Raw genomic sequence first — 18,155 nt, 5'->3', positions numbered from 1 at the left:
CGGCCGTCAGGGCTGGCCGCCAGCGGGTGGTCTGGGCATGATGCCGGGTATGACGGCCGTACTGTTGATCGAGGACGACGACCGCATCCGCTTGGCGCTGCTGCTCGCACTCGAGGACGAGGGTTACGAGGCCATCGGTGCCGCCACCGCCGAGGAGGGGCTGCGCGCGCAGCGCCGTGCTCCCGCCGACTACGTGCTTGTCGACCTGATGCTGCCCGGCCTGGACGGCTTCGAGTGCATCCGGCAGATGCGCCGGAACGACGACGTGCCGATCGTGGTGGTGAGCGCCCGGGACGACACCAATGACATCGTGGCCGCGCTGGAGGCCGGCGCCGACGACTACGTCGTCAAGCCGGTGGCGATCAAGGAGCTGACTGCCCGATTTCGGGCCCTGCGTCGCCGCGCCCGGAGTGCCGGCGCGGAGCAGGTACCGGAACCGGTGCCGGTGCTCGCCTTCGGCGAACTGGAGATCAGCCCCGACGCGGGCGAGGTTCGCCGCGCGGGTCGACCCGTAGCGGTCACCCGCACCGAGTTCCGGCTGCTGTGCGAGCTGGCCGAGCACGCGGGCCGGGTGCTGTCCCGCCAGCAGTTGCTCAGCCGCGTCTGGGGCTACGACAGCGGCGATGAGCGGCTCGTCGACGTGCATGTCGGCCGGCTGCGGCAGAAGATCGAGCCGGATCCGGCGAACCCGACGCACCTGGTGACCCTGCGGGGTCTGGGCTACAAGTTGCAGCGATGAGACGGCTCGGCCTCCGTACCCGGGTCACCGTCGCGTTCGCCGTGGGCGCGTTCCTGCTCTCGGCGTCGATGGCTCTCGTCTCGTACGAGTTGACCCGCCGGTCCCTGATCGGCGAGCGGGAACGCACGGCCCTGCGTGCCGCCTATTTCGACGCCACAGTGGTCCGGGCCGGGCTGGCCACCGAGACCCCCGACGTCGTGGAGGTGCTCCGGTCGCTGGACACCGGTGGCAGCCGTCGGCCGGTGCTGAACCTGGACGGCGAGTGGTACGCCCGCACCGCCGACCCGGACACCACCACCGCCATCCCCGCCGAGCTACGGGACGCCGTCGCCGCTGGCCGGCCAGCGGTGCAGCGTGTCCGTGTCAACGGCCAGACCGCCCTGGTGGTCGGGGTGCCCCTGTCCGCGACAGCGACGTACTTCGAGGTCAACTCGCTGCTCGAACTGGAGCGGACGTTCCAGGTGCTGGCCCTCGCGTTGACCACCGTCGCCGTCGTGGTGGCCGGGTCCGGCGCCGCCCTCGGCTCGTACGCCACCCGGCACGGACTGCGTCCGCTGACGGCGGTCGCCGACGCCGCCGAGAAGATCGCCGCCGGTGACTTCACCGCCCGCCTCGATCCGGCCGTGGACCCCGACCTGACCCGGTTGTCGTCCTCGTTCAACCAGATGGTCGACCGGCTCGCCCACCGCATCGAACGCGATCGCCGCTTTGCCGCCGACGTCAGCCACGAGCTGCGCTCGCCGTTGCAGACCCTGGCCGCGGCCGCCAGCGTCCTGGCCCGTCGCCGGGAACACCAGGACGAGCGAACCGCTCTCGCGGCCGGGCTCGTCGCCGACGAGATCGACAGGTTCCAGCGGCTGGTCAACGACCTGATCGATCTGGCGCGCAGTGACCAGGCCGCCGACCGTGCCTCGGTGGACGTGGCGGCGTTGGCCCGCGACGCCTGTCACGCCCTCGACCTGCCCGACTCGATCGTTCACCTCGCACCGGCCACGCCCGCGACCTGGCGGATCGACCGGCGACGAATCGCGCAGATCCTGGCGAACCTGCTCGACAACGCGGTCACCTACGGCGGCGGCCCGACCTCTGTCCTGCTGAGTCGTGACGGCAGCGCCGGCGTGATCGAGGTCGACGACGAGGGCCCTGGCGTGCCGGTCGAGGACCGTAAGATGATCTTTGAACGCTTCGTCCGCGGTCGGGCCGCGCACACCCGTGGCGCCGGCGACGGCACCGGCCTCGGGCTGGCTCTGGTCGCCCAGCACGCCGCCGCGCACGACGGTCAGGTCACTGTCGCCGACCGCCCGGGCGGCGGCGCCCGCTTCCGCGTCACGCTGATGGACTGCCTGACATGAACCGTCGCCCTCTCGTGGTCGTGGCGTTCGTCTCGCTGCTGGCCGGCTGTGGCATCCCGGCCGAGGACGCGCCACGTACCGTCCAACCACCGCCGGGCCCGTTCCAGGGACCGACACCCAGTGAAGCCAGCGCGCCGGCGGGCCCCGCCAGCGAGACGCTCTGCCTGGTCCGTGACAACCGGATCATCCCGGTTCCGCGACGCGCCGACCGCCCCGCCAGCATCCAGGAGCAACTGCGGGATCTGCTTGGCGGACCCACCACCGCCGAACGCGACCAAGACCTCACCAGCGCCCTGCCGGGAGCGGTCAACGCCGCCGGTGTGACGGTGACGGGCACCCAGGCTCAGGTCGTGGTCGACGAACCGGGCAGCGACGCCGGACGTAGCGATGAGATCCTCGCGTTCGGACAGATCGTCTGTACTCTCACCAGCCGTGACGACGTCACCTCGGTGACGTTCCTCCGCGACGGCAAACCTCTGGCCGTACCGCGCGCCGACGGCTCACTGTCCAACCAGCCGCTCGTGCGCGCCGACTACACCGCACTGATCAGCCCGCGTTGAGCCGTCGTCGCGCGGTGGATCCGCCACGCCGGGGCGCGGGCGCTCAGTCCCAGACGGTCACCTCCTGCGCCACGAGCGCCCGTCCCTTTTCGAAATTTCGGTACGGTCCAGCGGGCCCGAGGCGGTAGCGGTCCGCGAGGGCACGGTGGGAGAACGAGGCCACCGTGCCTCGCACGGTCACAAGCTGCGGCGAGGCTAGTTCGGACGGACGTTCCGACAGTACGAGCAGGGTTCCGTCGGTCAGGTCCACGTCGCGCACGACGAATGCGGTGTCGGTGATGACCCGGTCGACGGTGGCGGTCATGGTGAGGTGATCGCCGATCTCCGCCCGCGCGACCGTGCCGGCCGGGGCCGTTGGCCTGGGCTCGGGACTGGGTCTCGGTGCGGCAGCGGGGTGGTCACATCCCGTGGCGAGCAGAGTCGCCAGGAGGAGAGCCGCCAGCACCGTGCGGTTCCGGTCGTGCCACCTGTGCATCGTCTTCCTCCTCTCCGGGGAGCGCACCTTCGGAATGCCCAGGAGAGATGGCAGTACGACGGCGGTTACGTGACAGTCGTGTGACAACCTCCGCCGTTGAGGAGATGCCCGCTGAGCAGGGCGTCTTGGTCCAGGATGGCGGGGGTGGGCCCGAGCGTCGAAGGGAGCTCGGACCCCGACCGGACGGCAGGAACGTCGCCGGCCGCGAGCGGGTGCCGACGCCGGAGACAACCGCCCATCCGCACATCGCCGTCGTCCACGACTACGGCGAGCAGCGGAGCGGTAGGAGACGCACGCGGCGATCGGTCAGGCGCCGGCCGACGAGGCGAGACCGGCGACCCGCTGGCGCCGACTCCCGGTGCTCGCGGCGGGGCAGCGGCGGCGGCGAGCGGGCGGCCGCGCCGGATCGGTTTCACGATTGCCGTCGGTGTGCCGGCGGTCCTGCTCGCGGCGCTGGTCGTCGGTCAACTGCCGGGTGCGTCCGGCGGCACCGGAATCGCGGGGGAGTGATCGGTTTTCGTCGCCACACTATGATTCCGGCAGTCGAGCCGAGGAGGCAGCATGGCGGTCGATCCGAGCGGCGAGGACCTGCGGGACTTCCTGACGGAGGATCCACAGGCACCAGTGGTGATGCTCAACCTGCTGCGCTTCGTCGACGGGGGGCGGAGTTCGTACGCGAGCTACGCGGCCGAGCTGCGGAAGACGCTTCTGCCTCGCTACGGTGGCGAGGTCATCTATGCCGGCGCGGGCGGGCGGGCGCTCGTGGCCGAGGACGGCCAGGCGTGGGACGCCGTGCTGCTGGTCCGGTACCCGAGCCGGCAGGCGTTCTGCGCGATGGTCGCCGATCCCGCGTACCAGCAGGTCACCCGGCTGCGTGCGGCGGCGTTGCAGGAGGCGGTGCTCCAGCCGACCGTACCCTGGTCGCCGTCCTGAGCGTCCATCGTCGCGCTCGCTCCCTCCGGACGGCGTAGGCGTCGGCAGCCGTCAACGCCCAGGCCGCGCGGCGCCACCTGGTCCACCGAGTCGTCCGTCACTTTCCCCGTCGCTCCCGTCCAGCGGACAAATGGGTACGGCTGAAGCAGATCCCTGTTTCTCGCTCCTGGGCCGGGGTAGCGCTCAGAAGGGACAGAGCAAGCTCGACGGTTGGGGAGATGTCGTGGCGCGACCTGTGATCGTGATCGTCGGAGCCGGCTTCGCGGGCTTTCACGCCGCACGCCGGCTGGCCCGGCTCGCCCGAGGGGCGGCGGACGTGGTCCTGATCAATCCGACCGACTACTTTTTGTACCTGCCGTTGCTGCCCGAGGTGGCCGGAGGCGTGCTGGATCCCCGCCGGGTCGCGGTGCCGCTGGCGGACACGCTGCCCGGCGTCCGAGTGGTGGTCGGCGAGGTCGACGGCGTCGACCTGGACGGGCGCGCGGTGTCGTACACCGATGCGGACGGCCGCCAGGGGCGGCTGGCCTACCACCGGCTGGTGTTGGCCGCGGGCAGTGTCAACAAGCTGCTGCCCATCCCCGGAGTGGCCGATCACGCGCACGGGTTCCGGGGCATCCCGGAGGCGGTGCACCTGCGCGAGCGGCTGGTCCAGCAGATCGAGTTGGCCGATGCCGCCGAGGACCCGGCCGAACGGGAGAGCCGCTGCACGTTCGTCGTCGTGGGTGCCGGCTACACCGGCACGGAGGTCGCCGCGCAGGGGCAGATGTTCACCACGGCGATCGCCCGCCGCCACCCACGCTTGGGCGAGGTACGTCCCCGCTGGCTGCTGCTGGACACCGCCGACCGGGTCCTGCCCGGTCTCGCCGACCGGATGTCCTCGGCCGCCGCGCGGGTGTTGCGCGAGCGTGGCGTCGAGGTGTGCCTGGGCACGTCGGTGACCGAGGCGAACGCCGACGGTGTCAAGCTCAGCGACGGCCGGTTCGTGCCGTCCCGGACCCTGGTGTGGTGCGTCGGGGTCCGGCCCGACCCGCTGGTCGAGGCCACCGGCCTGTCCGTGACGAGCGGGCGGATCACCGTCGACGAGTTTCTTGCCGTTCCCGGTCGCCCGGAGATCCTGGCATGCGGCGACGCCGCCGCCGTGCCGGACCCGTCGCGGCCGGGCGAGATCACCCCGATGACGGCCCAGCACGCCGTACGGCAGGGTCGGCTCGCCGCCGACAACATCGCCGCGTCGTACGGGGTGGGCCGGCGGCGTCCGTACCGGCACCGCGACCTCGGGTTCGTGGTGGACCTCGGCGGCTGGCAGGCCACCGCCAACCCGTTGCACGTCCCACTCTCCGGGCCGGTCGCGCGGGCCGTCGCCCGCGGCTACCATCTGCTGTCGTTGCCGGCGAACCGGACCCGCACCGTGGCCGACTGGCTGTTCAGCGCGGCGGGCGACCGGCCGGCCGTGCAGCTCGGGTTGGTGCCGGGCACAGCCGTTCCGCTGGACACCGCCGCTCCCGAACTCGTCCGTCACTGAGCAGTGCAGGAGACTACGAAGCGCACGCTGATCACGGCCCGGACTGCTCCCAACGCTGCCACCACGACTCCTCCGTCAGTTCTCCGGCGGCGACCACCAGGGCGTTGATCAGATTCGCGGTCGTCTGTGGACGCTCGACATCGGTTGCCTCCAGGAGCCGCCGGATCTCGGCGGTCCGGTGCCGCATGACGTCGCCCACGAGCGTCTTGCCTACCTCGGTGAGAGTCAACCAGGCGACCCGACGGTCGTCGGGGCGATGATGTCGGGCCACCAGTGCCCGCTGCACCAGGCGGTTGCACGTTCTTGTCGCGGTCGACGGGTGCACGCCGAGCGAGGACGCCAGATCCACGGTACGCAGGGGGGCGGTGGACGCCAGGATGACAAGCGTCCGGTACTGCGACAGGGTCACCTCGGCATCCAGTGAGCCCAACGCCCGAGCGGTGATCCCCACCAGGGTGCGACTCAGCGCGGACAAGCTGTCAACCAGCAGATCGTGGTCTCCGGTCGACGCGGGGCCGCCCTCCACGTACAGTTTCACCCGGAAATGATTGCACGGGTGCAGGTATGTTTGTCGGGTGAACCGGAGCAGGCGATGACTCAGACGGGGCCCGCTGACTGGGCCGCCAGGTGGGAGCGGCTCACCGCGCTACCCCTGACCGCCCTGTCGGTCCTGTTCCTCGTCGTCTACGCGGCACCGATCCTGTGGCCCGACCTGGCGGATTCCTGGCAACGGGTCTGCGAGGCGACGGCCGTCCTCATCTGGTTGACCTTCTGGCTCGACTTCGCGGCACGGCTGGTCCTGGCCGGGCGTCGGCGCCGGTTCCTGCGGGATCACCTGTTCGACCTCGCCGTCCTGGTCCTGCCCGTGGTGCGTCCGCTGCGCGCCCTGCGGTTGATCACCGTGGTGTTGAGCCTCAGCCGCAAGGCCGAGTCCTGGGCGCGTGGCCGGCTCGCCGTCTACGTGGGCGCCACCACCATGTTGCTCGTGTTGGTCTCCGCGCTGGCGGTGCTGGACGCCGAACGGTCCGCCTCGGGCAGCAACATCTCCTCGTTCGACGACGCGTTGTGGTGGGCGACGGTGACCATCACCACCGTCGGCTACGGCGATTACCACCCGGTCACCGGCACGGGCCGCTTCGTGGCGCTGGGGCTCATGATCGGTGGTATCGGTCTCATCGGTTTCGTCACGGGCTCACTGGCCACCTGGATCGTCGAACGGGTGTCGGCCCGGGAAACCTCCGCCACGGCCACCGTCGCGGACATCGCGGCCCTGCGTGCCGAGATCGCGGCCCTGCGTCGGCAGCTCGATCCGCTGACCCCGACCGCGGGCGCCGATTCCCACCGGGACAGCCGTGCGGCCGACTGAGCGCAGGTTGGACAGGCCGGCCACCGTCGCGGACGATTCGCCGGCGCGGTGGTGGGCCCGCTGGCTCGGATTACGGCTGGCCTTCGGGTTCATCGGTCTGGTCCTGCTGGTCGATGCCGCAGCGGGCACCCACGCCGTACTCATCGGTTTTCTGGCGCTCGCCCCGCTGCTGGCCGCTGCCGTCGAAACCCTACGCCGCACCGCCGTGGTGTCGGCCACCGCCACCACCGCGGCGGTGGCGGCCGGGCTGCCCAGCGGGATGCTGGGCAGCCTCGATCACCTGTTACGAGTAGCAGTCGTCATCGCGGTCAGCCTGATGGCGGTGTACGTCGCCCAGGCCCGCACCGGCCGGGAAGAGCGCCTGCGTCGGATGGCCGAGATCGTACGGACCACGCAGGCCGCGATCCTGCGGGAGCCGCCCCGGCGGGCAGCCGGGGTCGAACTGGCCGCCCGCTACGTGTCGGCCTTTGAGCAGGCCGGCGTGGGAGGTGACCTGTACGAGGTGGTGGTTCTCGACTCACGGCGGCTGCGGATCATCGTCGGTGACGTGTGCGGCAAGGGACTCGACGCGGTCCGGCTGGCATCGGCGGTGACCGGCGCGTTCCGACAGTCGGCGATCATCCGGTCCGATCTGACACAGGTGGCACGCGACCTGGACGATCTTGTCGGTCGCGAGCCGACCCCGGCTCGGGGCGCGACGTTCGTCACCGCAGTCCTGGTGGAGATACGTGGCGGTGAGATCCGTTCGGTCAACTGCGGTCATCCGCCACCAATCCTCCGGCAGCGCTCCGGGCGCCTTGACGAGCTCCAGGTCTCCGCACCGGATCGGCCACTCGGGTTGGGCGGCCGACGGTCGGCGGAGGTCACCCACCGCTGGGAGGTGGGTGACCGGCTGCTGCTGCACACCGACGGCCTGATCGAGGCGCGGGACGACAAGGGGCGCTTTTTCCCGATGTCCGCCGTGCGGGAATGCCTCTCCGAGCCCGCGGCGAACGACTGCCTCACGGCCGTCTGGGAGGCCGTGCACCGGCACGTGGGTGGCGAGCCGCACGACGACATCGCGCTCCTGCTGGCCGAGCGCCAGCCGACGGCACCGGCGAGCCGCAGGTCGGCTGCGGCCACTTCGTGATCTTGGCGAGAGTTCTCAGCGCCGAGTACGCTGACCGGCGACCAATTGTTGCATTCATGCATGTTTCAGGGGTTCGCCGAGCGTCGATCAGAAGGGAGTGGGCGTGGAGTTGTCCATCGACACGACGCGCGACGGTCCCGTGGTTCGGATCCGGCTGCGCGGCGAGATCGACATGGCGACAACCGGCCTCGTGCACGACGCGGTGATCGCGGCCCTGACGTCCGATTCGGTGCGTGAGGTCCTCCTCGACTTCGCCGACCTGACCTTCATCGACTCCTCGGGCATGGGAACCCTCGTAGCCTGCCAGCGGGCCGTCGCGGTGCGGGGCGGCACCCTGCGGTTGCAGAACCTCTCGCCCTTCGTTCGACGGCAACTCTTCGCCGCGGGCCTGCTCGGCCTGTTGGGCGCGGAGGACGACCCGCGGGCTGTTGCGCCGGACTGACCCCTCGCTGACCCCACAGATCGGATCTTGCTCGTGACTCCGCCCCCGGATGCCGCGTCCCCCCGTCGCGGTGCCGCCGCTCGGCTGCGACGCGTGGCCGCTCGCCCGCTGACGCTCGTACGCTCACGGTGGGGTGGCCGCGCCCTGACGGCGGCGGCGCTTGTCGCCGTCACCCTGACGGGCATCACGATCGGCACCTTGCTGGGTGCCAGAGGGTCCAGTGATGTCGGGCCGTTCCGGGTCGCGTTCCAGATCACCCCGTCCAGGGACGGGGGGACAGAGATCGCCATCCCACCGTTGGGAGCACTCTTCCTCGACAGCCACGACGGTCCCCTGCGACTGACCGCCCGCCTCGACTCGCTCGACCGACACCGCACCGAGGCGCTGCTCGACGACCCGGCCGGCCTCGCCCGAGCCGGCGACGCGGCACCGCAGGACCTTCGGGACGCCCTGGTCCGCCTCGGGATTCGTACGCTCGGCGTGTCCGTTCTCGCGTCCATGCTGCTCGCCGGGCTGGCGTTCCGGTCGTGGCGCCGTGTCGCGTGGTCCGGTGGTCTCGCCTTGCTCGTCACCGGCGGCACCCTCGGTGGCGCCGCCCTGACGGTCCGACCACAGGCGTTGGCCGAGCCTCGCTACGAGGGCCTGCTGGTCAACGCCCCGACTCTGATCGGCGACGCCCAACGGATCGCGGACGACTACAACCGTTACGCCGAGCAACTGCAACGCCTGGTCGGGAACGTCGGCAAGCTCTACACCACCGTGTCGACACTGCCCATCTACGAAGCGGCTCCGGATTCGACCCGGATCCTGCACGTCTCGGATCTCCACCTCAACCCCGCCGCCTGGCCGGTCATCCGGACCGTGGTCGAGCAGTACGACATCGACCTGGTGATCGACACCGGCGACATCACCGACTGGGGCAGTGAGCCCGAGACCTCCTACGTCTCCATGATCGGCCAACTCGAGGTGCCCTACGTCTACATCCGGGGCAACCACGACTCGCCCCGCACCGCGGCGGCGGTGGCCAGCCAGCCGAACGCGGTGGTGCTGAACGACTCCGCCACGACGATCGCCGGGGTGACGATCGCCGGCATCGGGGACCCTCGGTTCACCCCCGACAAGCAGGAGGCGGAGACGAGACCCTGGGACGAACCCACGACCACCGTCGAGGGCACGGGTGAACAGCTCGCCAGAACGATCCGCTCCCTCGACGTACCGGTGGACATCGCGCTGGTGCACGACCCGGCATCCGCGTCCGGGCTCAACGGAACCGTGCCCCTCATCCTGGCCGGCCATACACACCAGCGGAAAGTGACGACGCTTCCGCCCATGGGCGCGGTCGGCACCCGGCTGGCGGTGCAGGGTTCCACCGGCGGAGCCGGACTACGAGGGCTCGAAGGCGACGAACCGACGCCGCTGGCCATGTCGGTGCTCTACCTCGGCCCGAACCGCCACCTGCAGGCGTACGACGACATCCGCGTGGGCGGCACCGGCATGGCGCAGGTGAGCCTCAACCGCAAGGTGGTCGACGACGTCGTTCCGGTGGATGCGGCCGCGCCGTCTGTCACGCCGGCGGAACGGTGAGACCAACGTCTGGTCGGCGTTACGACCGGTGGCAGTTGTTCGTTCCCGACACGCCGCTGTGACAGATCGCGCTGCGGGGCAGCGCGATCTGTCTGACTATTGTCTTCCTCCTGAGGGTGCTGCTCAGGCGGGAGACCGACAGCAGGTCGTCCAGCGGCACCGCCCAGGGCGCGCTCAGCTGATCGTGGCGAGCAGGTCTCGGCAGGCGCGCTCGCAAGCGCCGCAGGTCTCGGCGCAGACGCGGCAGTGTTCGTGCTTGTCGGCGTGGCCGGAGCACTCGTCGCCGCAGGACTTGCAGGCAGTGGCGCAGGCCTCCAACAGGGTGCGGCTGATGTTCGCGTCGTAGCCGGTGTGCCGGGACAGCACCCGGGCGGTGGTGGCGCAGATGTCCGCGCAGTCAAGGTTCGTCCGGACGCACTTGGTCAGCTCCGCGACCATGTCCTCGCTCAGGCAGGCGTCCGCGCAGGCGGTGCAAGCCTGGGCGCAATCGTTGAGGGCATCGATCGCCGCCGCGAGCTTCGCCCGGTCCAGGTTGATCGACTTCGGGTACGTCTCCAGCATCGGCATGCTCGGCATCAGGACTTTTCCTCTCTGGTGTCAGCCGAACGCACGGAGGCGATCGGCGAGGGTGTCGCGATAGAAATCGAGGAAGCCGTCGGGGTCGGGGCCGGCGTTCTGCAGGACCAGATGGTCGAAGCCCGCGTCGGCGTACTTGCGTACCGCCGCGACATGGACGTCGGGGTCGGGGCCGACGGCGAACTGCTGTCGGATGTCGTCATTCGTGACCGTGCGGGACGCGGCTTCGAAGTTCACCGGGTTCGGCAGCTCACTCATCACCTTCCACCCGGTGACCGCCCACCGGCTGGTCTGCCAGGCCGCCCGCACCGCCTGCTCTTCGTCGGAAGCCCAGGCCAGCGGCACCTCCGCGTAGCGTGGGCCACTTCCGCCGCCACGCTGGTACGCCTGCACCAGGTCGGGCTTCGGCTCGGTGGCGAACAGCCCGTCGCCGAGTTCGGCGGCGATCGCCACCGACGCCGGCCCGCTGGCAGCCACCGCGATCACTGGCGGCTCATCGGGCAGGTCGAAGACCTGGGCGTCCTCCAGGTGGAGGTGCTTGCCCTCGTACGACTGGTAACCGCCCCGCCAGAGCAATCGGATGATCTCCAGCGCCTCCCGAAGCCGTTCGTGCCGGCCCCGCACGCTCGGAAAACCCTGGCCGACGACGTGCTCGTTGAGCCGCTCGCCGGCACCCACACCGAGGGTGAACCGGCCGTCGGAGACGATCGCGAGAGTGGCCGCGGCCTGCGCGATGATCGCCGGGTGGTAGCGCACCGTCGGGCAGGTCACCCCGGTGACCAGCCCGACCCGCTCGGTCCGGGCGGCGATGGCACCCAAGACTGTCCAGGTGAATGACGAGTGGCCCTGCACGTCAAGCCAGGGATGGAAGTGGTCGCTCATCTCGACGAAGTCGAAGCCGACCTCCTCGGCTCGGAGCGCCTGCCGGATGATCTCCTTCGGCCCGAACCCCTCACTGGCCAGCTTGTACCCAATCCGCATGGAATGCCCCTATCGCCAAAAAGCACCTTGGTCGTCACCTTTCCACGCACCGGCGATCCAAACCCTCGAATGGGGAAGTAGCCGTCGACGGGTGGCGGGTTCGGTACGGCCGAAACGGGGGCACGGTCACCGAGACGAAGCCGATGGAAGGGGCGACGATGCCGGCACGTGAGGACATGCCCGGTGTCCTGCCTCCGCTCGTGGTCGGCAGCCGACTTCATCAGCGATCTGGGTCCGGGCCGAGCTCTCGCGGGGGTCGGTCGGCGACGACGAGGGCTCGGGGCGCGGCGGCCTTCATCCGCGTCCGCACCCGCCCGAGCTGGTCCACCGCTGCACGGTTGTCGGCTGTTTCGCGCGTTCGTTCCGCCGGGCTCGACCACGCCGCTGGCTGTCAGTACACCGTCAGCCCGCGATCGTGGAACTGGCCACGGACCCGATGCAGCAGCGCCTCATCCGGCGGCGGCGTGTCCGGCAGCGGGAACGGCAGGCCGAGGGCGGCGTACTTCCGAGCGCCCAGCCGGTGGAAGGGCAGTACCTCGACGCGTTCGACGGTGGGCACGTCCGCCGCGATGGACGCGACGGCGTCGACGTTGAACGGGTCATCGGTGAGGCCGGGCACGACGACGAAACGGACCCAGATCGGCATGCCACGGTCGGCCAGGCGGTGCGCGAACCGCACGGTCGGCGTCAGCCTCCCGGTGCGGGTCACGGTCCGGTAGGTGGCCGGGTCCCCGGACTTGATGTCGAGTAGTACCAGGTCGGTGGCGTCGAGCAGGGGGTCGTCGGCGCAGTCGCCGAGCATGCCGCTGGTGTCCAGGGCGGTGTGCAGCCGCATCTCTTTGCAGTGGCGCAGCACCTCGCGGGTGAAGGCGGGTTGTCGCAGCGGTTCGCCGCCGCTGAGGGTGACGCCGCCGTGGGCGACCTTCAGGAAGCGTTCGTAGCGGCGGATCTTGGTGAGCAGGTCGTTGACGGAGGTGGGCCGGCCGAAACGGCGGTACTGGGTGTCGGGGCTGTGGCAGTAGAGGCAGCGCAGTGGGCAGCCGGCCAGGAACGCGACGAACCGGGTGCCCGGCCCGTCCACTCCGGTGGAGATGTCGAAGGAGTGGAGCGAGCCGGTCACCGGCGCCGTGACGGCGGTCATCACAGCGACCCGTGGAAGGTCCGGGAGATGACGTCGCGCTGCTGCTCGGGAGTGAGCTTGACGAAGTTCACCGCGTACCCGGAGACCCGGATGGTCAGCTGCGGGTACTTCTCCGGGTGGGCCATGGCGTCTTCGAGCGTCGCCCGGCTCAGCACGTTGACGTTCATGTGGAAGCCGCCGCTGTCGGTGTAGCCGTCGAGCACTCCGGCGAGGTTGGTGATCCGTTCGTCGCGGGCGTGGCCGAGGCCGTCCGGAGCGACGGTGATCGTCAGCGAGATCCCGTCGCGCGCGCAGCGGTACGGCAGCTTGGCGACCGACAGCGCGGCGGCGACCATGCCGTGCCTGTCGCGGCCGTTCATCGGGTTGGCGCCCGGCGCGAACGGCTCACCCGCGCGCCGCCCGTCGGGCGTGTTGCCGGTGTGCGTGCCGTAGACCACGTTCGAGGTGATCGTCAGAACCGAGAGCGACGGCTCGGCACCCCGGTAGGTGGGCTGCCGCCGGATCTTGGCCATGAATCGTTCGACCAGATCGACGGCGATCGCGTCCACGCGGTCGTCGTTGTTGCCGAAGGCCGGGAAGTCGCCGTCCACGGCGTAGTCGACGGCCAGACCGTTCTCGTCACGCAGCACCTTGACGTGGGCGTGCCTGATGGCGCTCAGGCTGTCCACGGCGACCGACAGGCCCGCGATGCCGGTGGCGAGGAAACGGTGCACCGGGTAGTCGTGCAGGGCCATCTCGATGCGCTCGTAGGCGTACTTGTCGTGCATGTAGTGGATGACGTTGAGCGCGTCGACGTAGGTCTCGGCCAGCCAGTCCAGAGTCCGGTCGTACGCGGCCAGGACCTCGTCGTAGTCGAGCACGTCGTCGGTGAGCGGCTCGGCGACGAAGACCTGCTCGCCGGTCATCTCGTCGCGGCCGCCGTTGATCGCGTACAACAGGGCCTTGGCGAGGTTGGCGCGCGCGCCGAAGAACTGCATGTCCTTGCCCACCCGCATGGCGGACACACAGCAGGCGATGGCCGTGTCGTCGCTGTACGCGGGCCGGATCAGGTCGTCGTTCTCGTACTGAATGGCGCTCGTGTCGATCGAGATCTGGGCGCAGAACCGCTTGAACCCCTCGGGCAGCGCCGGCGACCACAGCACGGTCAGGTTCGGCTCCGGAGCCGGACCCAGGTTGTACAGGGTCTGCAGGTAGCGGAAGCTCGTGCGGGTGACCAGCGGTCGGCCGTCGCAGCCGATCCCCCCGAGCGTCTCGGTCACCCAGGTCGGGTCGCCGGAGAACAACTGGTCGTACTCGGGCGTGCGCAGGAACCGGATGATCCGCAGCTTGATGACGAAGTCGTCGACCAGCTCCTGCGCCTCCCGCTCGGTGAGCCGGCCCTCGACGATGTCGCGCTGCAGGTAGACGTCGACGAACGTGGCGGTCCGGCCGAGCGACATCGCCGCGCCGTTCTGCTCCTTGGTTGCCGCCAGGTAGGCGAAGTACAGCCATTGGATGGCCTCGCGGCCGGTGCTCGCCGGGCCGGAGATGTCGTACCCGTACCGGCCGGCCATGAGTCGCAGCTCCTCCAGCGCGCGAATCTGCTCGGCCAACTCCTCACGGTCGCGGATCACGTCCTCCGACGACAGCTGAGCGTCGAGCGACGCCTTGACCGCCTGGCGCTCGGCGATCAAGCGGTCCACTCCGTACAGCGCGACGCGCCGGTAGTCGCCGATGATCCGGCCCCTGCCGTACGCGTCCGGCAGCCCGGTGATGATGTGTGAGCGGCGGGCGGCCTTCACGTCGGCCGGGTAGGCGTCGAAGACGCCGTCGTTGTGCGTCTTGCGGTACCGGCTGAAGATCGCTTGCACGGCCGGGTCGAGGGTGAAGCCGTACGCCTTGAGACCGGCCTCCACCATTCGCAGCCCGCCGTTGGGCATGATCGCGCGGCGCAGCGGCGCGCTGGTCTGCAGGCCCACGATGAGCTCATCGTCCTGGTCGAGGTAGCCCGGCTCGTGCGAGGTGATCGTGGACGGGGTGAGGGTATCCACGTCGTAGACCCCGCGGCGGCGCTCCTCGACGAACATGTGCCGCAGTTGCCGCCAGATCCGCTCGGTACGGCGCGTCGGCCCGGTCAGGAACTCCGGCCCGCCGGTGTACGGCTCGATGTTGTCGTGGATGAACGCGCCGACGTCGATCGTCTCGCGCCAGCCGGTGCCGTGGAACCCGCGCCAGGCTTCGTGGAATGTGGTGGCCATGGCCCCTCCTTCGTCTCCTCCAGCCTCGCCGAGTGACAACCCGTGGTTTAAGGGCCAGAGGTCCCGGACGGGTCGGGACCGTCCGGGACCTTCAGGTGTGGGCGCGATCTCGTCGGCCCTGTGGGTGGTCTACGGCAGCACGGGCGCCAGGCGGCGTGCGGGCGGAACACCTCAGCGCTGCTCGACGAGCCGGTGCGCGCGCAGCAGCCCACCAGGGCCGGTTCGTCGAAGCGGCGCGCAGCGGTGGTCTGCCGGTGCGCTTGAGACTGATCCAGCCGCCGGGACCCATCGTCACCGCGCCGATCTCCCGATCGCCACGGCGTACCGGGGTCACCGTCGTCGTCATCACGACCTCCTAGCGGCTGTCCGAGCCGGCCGCCGCGCTCGCGGCACGACCGGCCTCGAGCCGGGCGATCGGCACCCGGAACGGCGAGCAGGAGACGTAGTCCAGGCCGGCGTCGTGGAAGAACCGCACGGAGGTCGGATCGCCACCGTGCTCACCGCAGACCCCGACGGTGAGATCGGGCCGGACGGCTCGGCCGCGCTGGACGGCGGTGCGGACCAGTTCGCCGACGCCGTCGCGGTCGATGCTCTCGAACGGTGAGATCGAGAAGATGCCCAGTTCGAGGTACCGGCCGAAGAACGCGCCTTCCACGTCGTCGCGGGAGAAGCCCCACGTCATCTGGGTCAGGTCGTTGGTGCCGAACGAGAAGAACTCGGCGACGGTGGCGATCTGCCCGGCGGTGAGGGCGGCCCGGGGGACCTCGATCATGGTGCCGAGCCGGATCGGCGGCGCACCGGGCACGCTCGCCAGCACCGGCTCCGCTTCCGCGCGTACCGTCTCGAGTTCTTGGACCGCTCCGACCAGCGGAACCATGATCTCCGGCCGCGGGTCGCCGCCGGCGGCGACCCGGGCGGCCGCGGCCTGCGCGATCGCGCGGACCTGCATGGCGAACAGACCCGGGATCATCAGGCCCAGGCGTACGCCGCGCAGCCCGAGCATCGGGTTCTGCTCGTGCATTCGCCGCACCGCCGTCAGCAGCGCACCGTCATGGCCGGGGTCCACGCCGAGCGCGTCCGCGCGGGCCACCCGGGCGGTCAGCTCCTCCAGCGGGGGCAGGAACTCGTGCAGCGGCGGGTCGATGAGCCGCACGGTCACCGGCAGCCCGTCCATCGCGGCGAACAACTCCTCGAAGTCGGCCCGCTGCAAGGGCAGCAGCGCCTGGAGGGCTTCGGCGCGGGCGGCGTCGTCCTCGGCCAGGATCAGCCGCTCGACCAGCCGGCGGCGCTCGCCGAGGAACATGTGCTCGGTGCGGCACAGGCCGATTCCGGTGGCGCCGAAGCGGCGTGCTCGGGTCGCGTCGGCGCCGGTGTCGGCGTTGGCGTGCACGTCGAGCCGGGCCCGGTGATCGGCGTGGATCATCAGCCGTTCCACGGCGGAGAGCAGTGGGTCGTCGTGCGCCGTCAGGTCGCCCTCGAAGTACCGCACCACCGCGGAGGGCCGCACGGCGACCGACCCCGGGTAGACCCTTCCGGTGGTGCCGTCGATCGAGATGACGTCACCGGCGTGCAGGGTGCGGCCCGCCACGGTGACCGAGTCGGCGTCGACGCGCAGCTCCTCGACTCCGCAGACGCACGTCTTGCCCATGCCGCGGGCGACCACCGCGGCGTGCGACGTCTTGCCACCGCGCGAGGTCAGGATGCCCTGAGCAGCGATCATGCCGGGCAGGTCGTCGGGGTTGGTCTCCCGGCGCACCAGGATGACCGGCTCGGTCGCCGCCACCGCGGAGGCGGAGTCGAAGACGATCGCGCCGACGGCCGCGCCCGGAGAGGCCGGCACGCCGGTGGTCAGCGGCGGGGGAGCGGCGGTGGTGTCGAAGTTGGGAAACATCAGCTGGGCCAGTTGCTCCCCGGTGACCCGCTGCAATGCCTCGTCCAGAGTGATGCGGCCTTCGTCGACCAGCTGGGCGGCGATGATGAACGCGGCGGCTGGCGTGCGCTTGCCGACCCGGGTCTGCAGCATCCACAACGTGCCGTTCTCGATGGTGAACTCGATGTCGCACAGGTCGCGGTAACGCTGCTCGAGCCGCTGCATGATCGACAGTAGCTGCCGATAGCTGGCTGGATCGATGACGGCGAGCTCGGCCAGCGGCACCGTGTTGCGGATCCCGGCGACCACGTCCTCTCCCTGGGCGTTGCGCAGGTAGTCGCCGTAGACGCCGCGCCGGCCGGTGGCCGGGTCCCGGGTGAAGGCGACCCCGGTGCCGGAGTTCGTCCCCTGGTTGCCGAAGACCATCGCCATGACGTTGACCGCGGTGCCCAAATCCTGCGGGATGCGCTCCTGCCGGCGATACAGGACGGCGCGTTCGGCGTTCCACGAGCGGAACACCGCGCCGATCGCCAGGAACAGCTGTTCGTGCGGTGCCTGCGGAAAGGTCCGGCCGGTGTGCTCGTGGAACACCTTCTTGTACGCGTGTACCAGGTCCTGCAGTTGAGCCGTGTCGAGTTCCGGGTCCGTCCCGACGCCCGCGATCGACCGGGCGGCCGTCAGCTCCTCCTCGAAAGCTTCGGCTGGAACGTCGAAAACCGTCTTACCGAACATCTGGATCAGGCGCCGGTACGAGTCCCAGGCGAACCGCTCATCCGCGCTCCGCCGTCCGAGGCCGGCGACACTCGCGTCGTTCAGGCCGATGTCCAGGATCGTCTCCATCATCCCTGGCATCGAGAACCTGGCACCGGAGCGCACCGACAGCAACAGCGGATCCCTGGGGTCGCCGAAGGTCTTGCCCATCCGGGTCTGCATCTGTCGTAGGTGGTGCTCGACCTCGGTGAGCAGGCCCGCCGGCATCGTGCCGGTGCGCAGGTAGGCGCGGCACGCCTCGGTGGTGACGGTGAAACCCGGCGGTACCGGCAGGCCCATCAGGGTCATCTCGGCCAGGTTGGCGCCCTTGCCGCCGAGCAGGTCCTTGAGGTCCTTGTTGCCGTCCGTGAAGTCGTACACGTATCTGGTCATGGCCCTTGGCACCCCTTCCCTTGTCTCCTTTGTAGGCCGGTCGGGGCAGCTCGTCGTAGGGTCGGAGGTCCCGCATCGACGGGTCGCGGCGGGACCGTCTCGGTG

At 70.3% G+C, this 18,155-nt stretch carries 16 protein-coding genes; 9 read left to right on the top strand and 7 right to left on the bottom strand.

Translation table 11 applies throughout. The features are described 5' to 3' along the window. Window positions 1-49 precede the first annotated feature (49 nt). From O7634_RS30415 to O7634_RS30405, 3 genes are read left to right on the top strand one after another with little or no spacing between them, the layout of a single operon-like run. Entirely contained in the window at window positions 50-739 is a 690-nt protein-coding gene (locus tag O7634_RS30415) for a response regulator transcription factor (protein WP_278153575.1), read from the top strand. Then, window positions 736-2,091, top strand: a complete 1,356-nt coding sequence (locus tag O7634_RS30410) for a HAMP domain-containing sensor histidine kinase (protein ID WP_278153574.1) — start codon at window positions 736-738, stop codon at window positions 2,089-2,091. The genes O7634_RS30415 and O7634_RS30410 overlap by 4 nt, the downstream gene beginning before the upstream one ends. Beyond that, a complete protein-coding gene (locus O7634_RS30405; RefSeq protein ID WP_278153573.1) occupies window positions 2,088-2,651 on the top strand; it encodes a GerMN domain-containing protein in 564 nt (187 codons plus the stop codon). Before O7634_RS30410 ends, O7634_RS30405 begins: the two co-directional genes overlap by 4 nt. Window positions 2,652-2,694: 43 nt before the next feature. On the opposite strand, the gene O7634_RS30400 is transcribed toward O7634_RS30405, so the two are convergent. Beyond that, window positions 2,695-2,955 (bottom strand): hypothetical protein, encoded by a 261-nt coding sequence (locus O7634_RS30400; protein WP_278153572.1) that lies wholly within the window; start codon window positions 2,953-2,955, stop codon window positions 2,695-2,697. A 732-nt stretch (window positions 2,956-3,687) separates the two neighbouring features. On the opposite strand from O7634_RS30400, the gene O7634_RS30395 reads away from it, so the two are divergent. Both O7634_RS30395 and O7634_RS30390 read left to right on the top strand, forming a co-directional pair. After that, window positions 3,688-4,059, top strand: coding sequence for a DUF1330 domain-containing protein (locus tag O7634_RS30395; protein ID WP_278153571.1), 372 nt, complete (start codon window positions 3,688-3,690; stop codon window positions 4,057-4,059). 223 nt (window positions 4,060-4,282) lie between these two features. Next, window positions 4,283-5,581: an FAD-dependent oxidoreductase gene (locus tag O7634_RS30390; RefSeq protein ID WP_278153570.1), complete on the top strand. Its 1,299-nt coding sequence runs from the start codon at window positions 4,283-4,285 to the stop codon at window positions 5,579-5,581. A 31-nt stretch (window positions 5,582-5,612) separates the two neighbouring features. Here O7634_RS30390 and O7634_RS30385 read toward each other — a convergent pair whose 3' ends face one another. Beyond that, window positions 5,613-6,119: a MarR family transcriptional regulator gene (locus O7634_RS30385; RefSeq protein WP_278153569.1), complete on the bottom strand. Its 507-nt coding sequence runs from the start codon at window positions 6,117-6,119 to the stop codon at window positions 5,613-5,615. A 54-nt stretch (window positions 6,120-6,173) separates the two neighbouring features. On the opposite strand from O7634_RS30385, the gene O7634_RS30380 reads away from it, so the two are divergent. From O7634_RS30380 to O7634_RS30365, 4 genes are all read left to right on the top strand, one after another. After that, window positions 6,174-6,947, top strand: coding sequence for a potassium channel family protein (locus O7634_RS30380; RefSeq protein WP_278153568.1), 774 nt, complete (start codon window positions 6,174-6,176; stop codon window positions 6,945-6,947). Beyond that, window positions 6,934-8,076, top strand: coding sequence for a PP2C family protein-serine/threonine phosphatase (locus O7634_RS30375; RefSeq protein ID WP_278153567.1), 1,143 nt, complete (start codon window positions 6,934-6,936; stop codon window positions 8,074-8,076). Before O7634_RS30380 ends, O7634_RS30375 begins: the two co-directional genes overlap by 14 nt. A 103-nt stretch (window positions 8,077-8,179) precedes the next feature. Beyond that, window positions 8,180-8,518: an STAS domain-containing protein gene (locus O7634_RS30370; protein WP_278153566.1), complete on the top strand. Its 339-nt coding sequence runs from the start codon at window positions 8,180-8,182 to the stop codon at window positions 8,516-8,518. 108 nt (window positions 8,519-8,626) lie between these two features. Next, the gene (locus O7634_RS30365) at window positions 8,627-10,102 is read left to right on the top strand and encodes a metallophosphoesterase (RefSeq protein WP_278154120.1); all 1,476 of its coding nucleotides are present in this window, start codon (window positions 8,627-8,629) and stop codon (window positions 10,100-10,102) included. Between the two features lie 174 nt (window positions 10,103-10,276). On the opposite strand, the gene O7634_RS30360 is transcribed toward O7634_RS30365, so the two are convergent. The 5 genes from O7634_RS30360 to ppdK all read right to left on the bottom strand — a co-directional run bounded on the left by O7634_RS30360 (window position 10,277) and on the right by ppdK (window position 18,050). Next, window positions 10,277-10,678, bottom strand: coding sequence for a four-helix bundle copper-binding protein (locus O7634_RS30360; RefSeq protein WP_278153565.1), 402 nt, complete (start codon window positions 10,676-10,678; stop codon window positions 10,277-10,279). Window positions 10,679-10,699: 21 nt separating this feature from the next. Continuing rightward, the gene (locus O7634_RS30355) at window positions 10,700-11,659 is read right to left on the bottom strand and encodes a TIGR03557 family F420-dependent LLM class oxidoreductase (RefSeq protein WP_278153564.1); all 960 of its coding nucleotides are present in this window, start codon (window positions 11,657-11,659) and stop codon (window positions 10,700-10,702) included. Between the two features lie 391 nt (window positions 11,660-12,050). Beyond that, window positions 12,051-12,800, bottom strand: coding sequence for a pyruvate formate-lyase-activating protein (gene pflA, locus O7634_RS30350; protein ID WP_278153563.1), 750 nt, complete (start codon window positions 12,798-12,800; stop codon window positions 12,051-12,053). Then, entirely contained in the window at window positions 12,800-15,037 is a 2,238-nt protein-coding gene (gene pflB, locus O7634_RS30345) for a formate C-acetyltransferase (protein WP_278153562.1), read from the bottom strand. Before pflB ends, pflA begins: the two co-directional genes overlap by 1 nt. Window positions 15,038-15,392: 355 nt before the next feature. Beyond that, window positions 15,393-18,050 carry a pyruvate, phosphate dikinase gene (gene ppdK / locus O7634_RS30340; RefSeq protein WP_278153561.1) on the bottom strand — a complete coding sequence of 886 codons (2,658 nt, stop codon included), beginning with the start codon at window positions 18,048-18,050 and terminating at the stop codon, window positions 15,393-15,395. Between the last annotated feature and the right edge of the window lie 105 nt (window positions 18,051-18,155).

This window comes from Micromonospora sp. WMMD1120 (assembly GCF_029626235.1).
Lineage (GTDB): Bacteria > Actinomycetota > Actinomycetes > Mycobacteriales > Micromonosporaceae > Micromonospora.
Note: the sequence above shows the minus strand (reverse complement) of the source record. Positions and strands in the feature narration are given on the sequence as shown.

Excerpts from the sequence above, each read along its gene's own strand:
- O7634_RS30415 (WP_278153575.1), top strand. The coding sequence starts at position 50 with ATGACGGCCGTACTGTTGATCGAGGACGACGACCGCATCCGCTTGGCG.
- O7634_RS30410 (WP_278153574.1), top strand. The coding sequence starts at position 736 with ATGAGACGGCTCGGCCTCCGTACCCGGGTCACCGTCGCGTTCGCCGTG.
- O7634_RS30405 (WP_278153573.1), top strand. The coding sequence starts at position 2,088 with ATGAACCGTCGCCCTCTCGTGGTCGTGGCGTTCGTCTCGCTGCTGGCC.
- O7634_RS30400 (WP_278153572.1), bottom strand. The coding sequence starts at position 2,955 with ATGACCGCCACCGTCGACCGGGTCATCACCGACACCGCATTCGTCGTG.
- O7634_RS30395 (WP_278153571.1), top strand. The coding sequence starts at position 3,688 with ATGGCGGTCGATCCGAGCGGCGAGGACCTGCGGGACTTCCTGACGGAG.
- O7634_RS30380 (WP_278153568.1), top strand. The coding sequence starts at position 6,174 with ATGACTCAGACGGGGCCCGCTGACTGGGCCGCCAGGTGGGAGCGGCTC.
- O7634_RS30360 (WP_278153565.1), bottom strand. The coding sequence starts at position 10,678 with ATGCCGAGCATGCCGATGCTGGAGACGTACCCGAAGTCGATCAACCTG.
- O7634_RS30355 (WP_278153564.1), bottom strand. The coding sequence starts at position 11,659 with ATGCGGATTGGGTACAAGCTGGCCAGTGAGGGGTTCGGGCCGAAGGAG.
- pflA (WP_278153563.1), bottom strand. The coding sequence starts at position 12,800 with ATGACCGCCGTCACGGCGCCGGTGACCGGCTCGCTCCACTCCTTCGAC.
- pflB (WP_278153562.1), bottom strand. The coding sequence starts at position 15,037 with ATGGCCACCACATTCCACGAAGCCTGGCGCGGGTTCCACGGCACCGGC.
- ppdK (WP_278153561.1), bottom strand. The coding sequence starts at position 18,050 with ATGACCAGATACGTGTACGACTTCACGGACGGCAACAAGGACCTCAAG.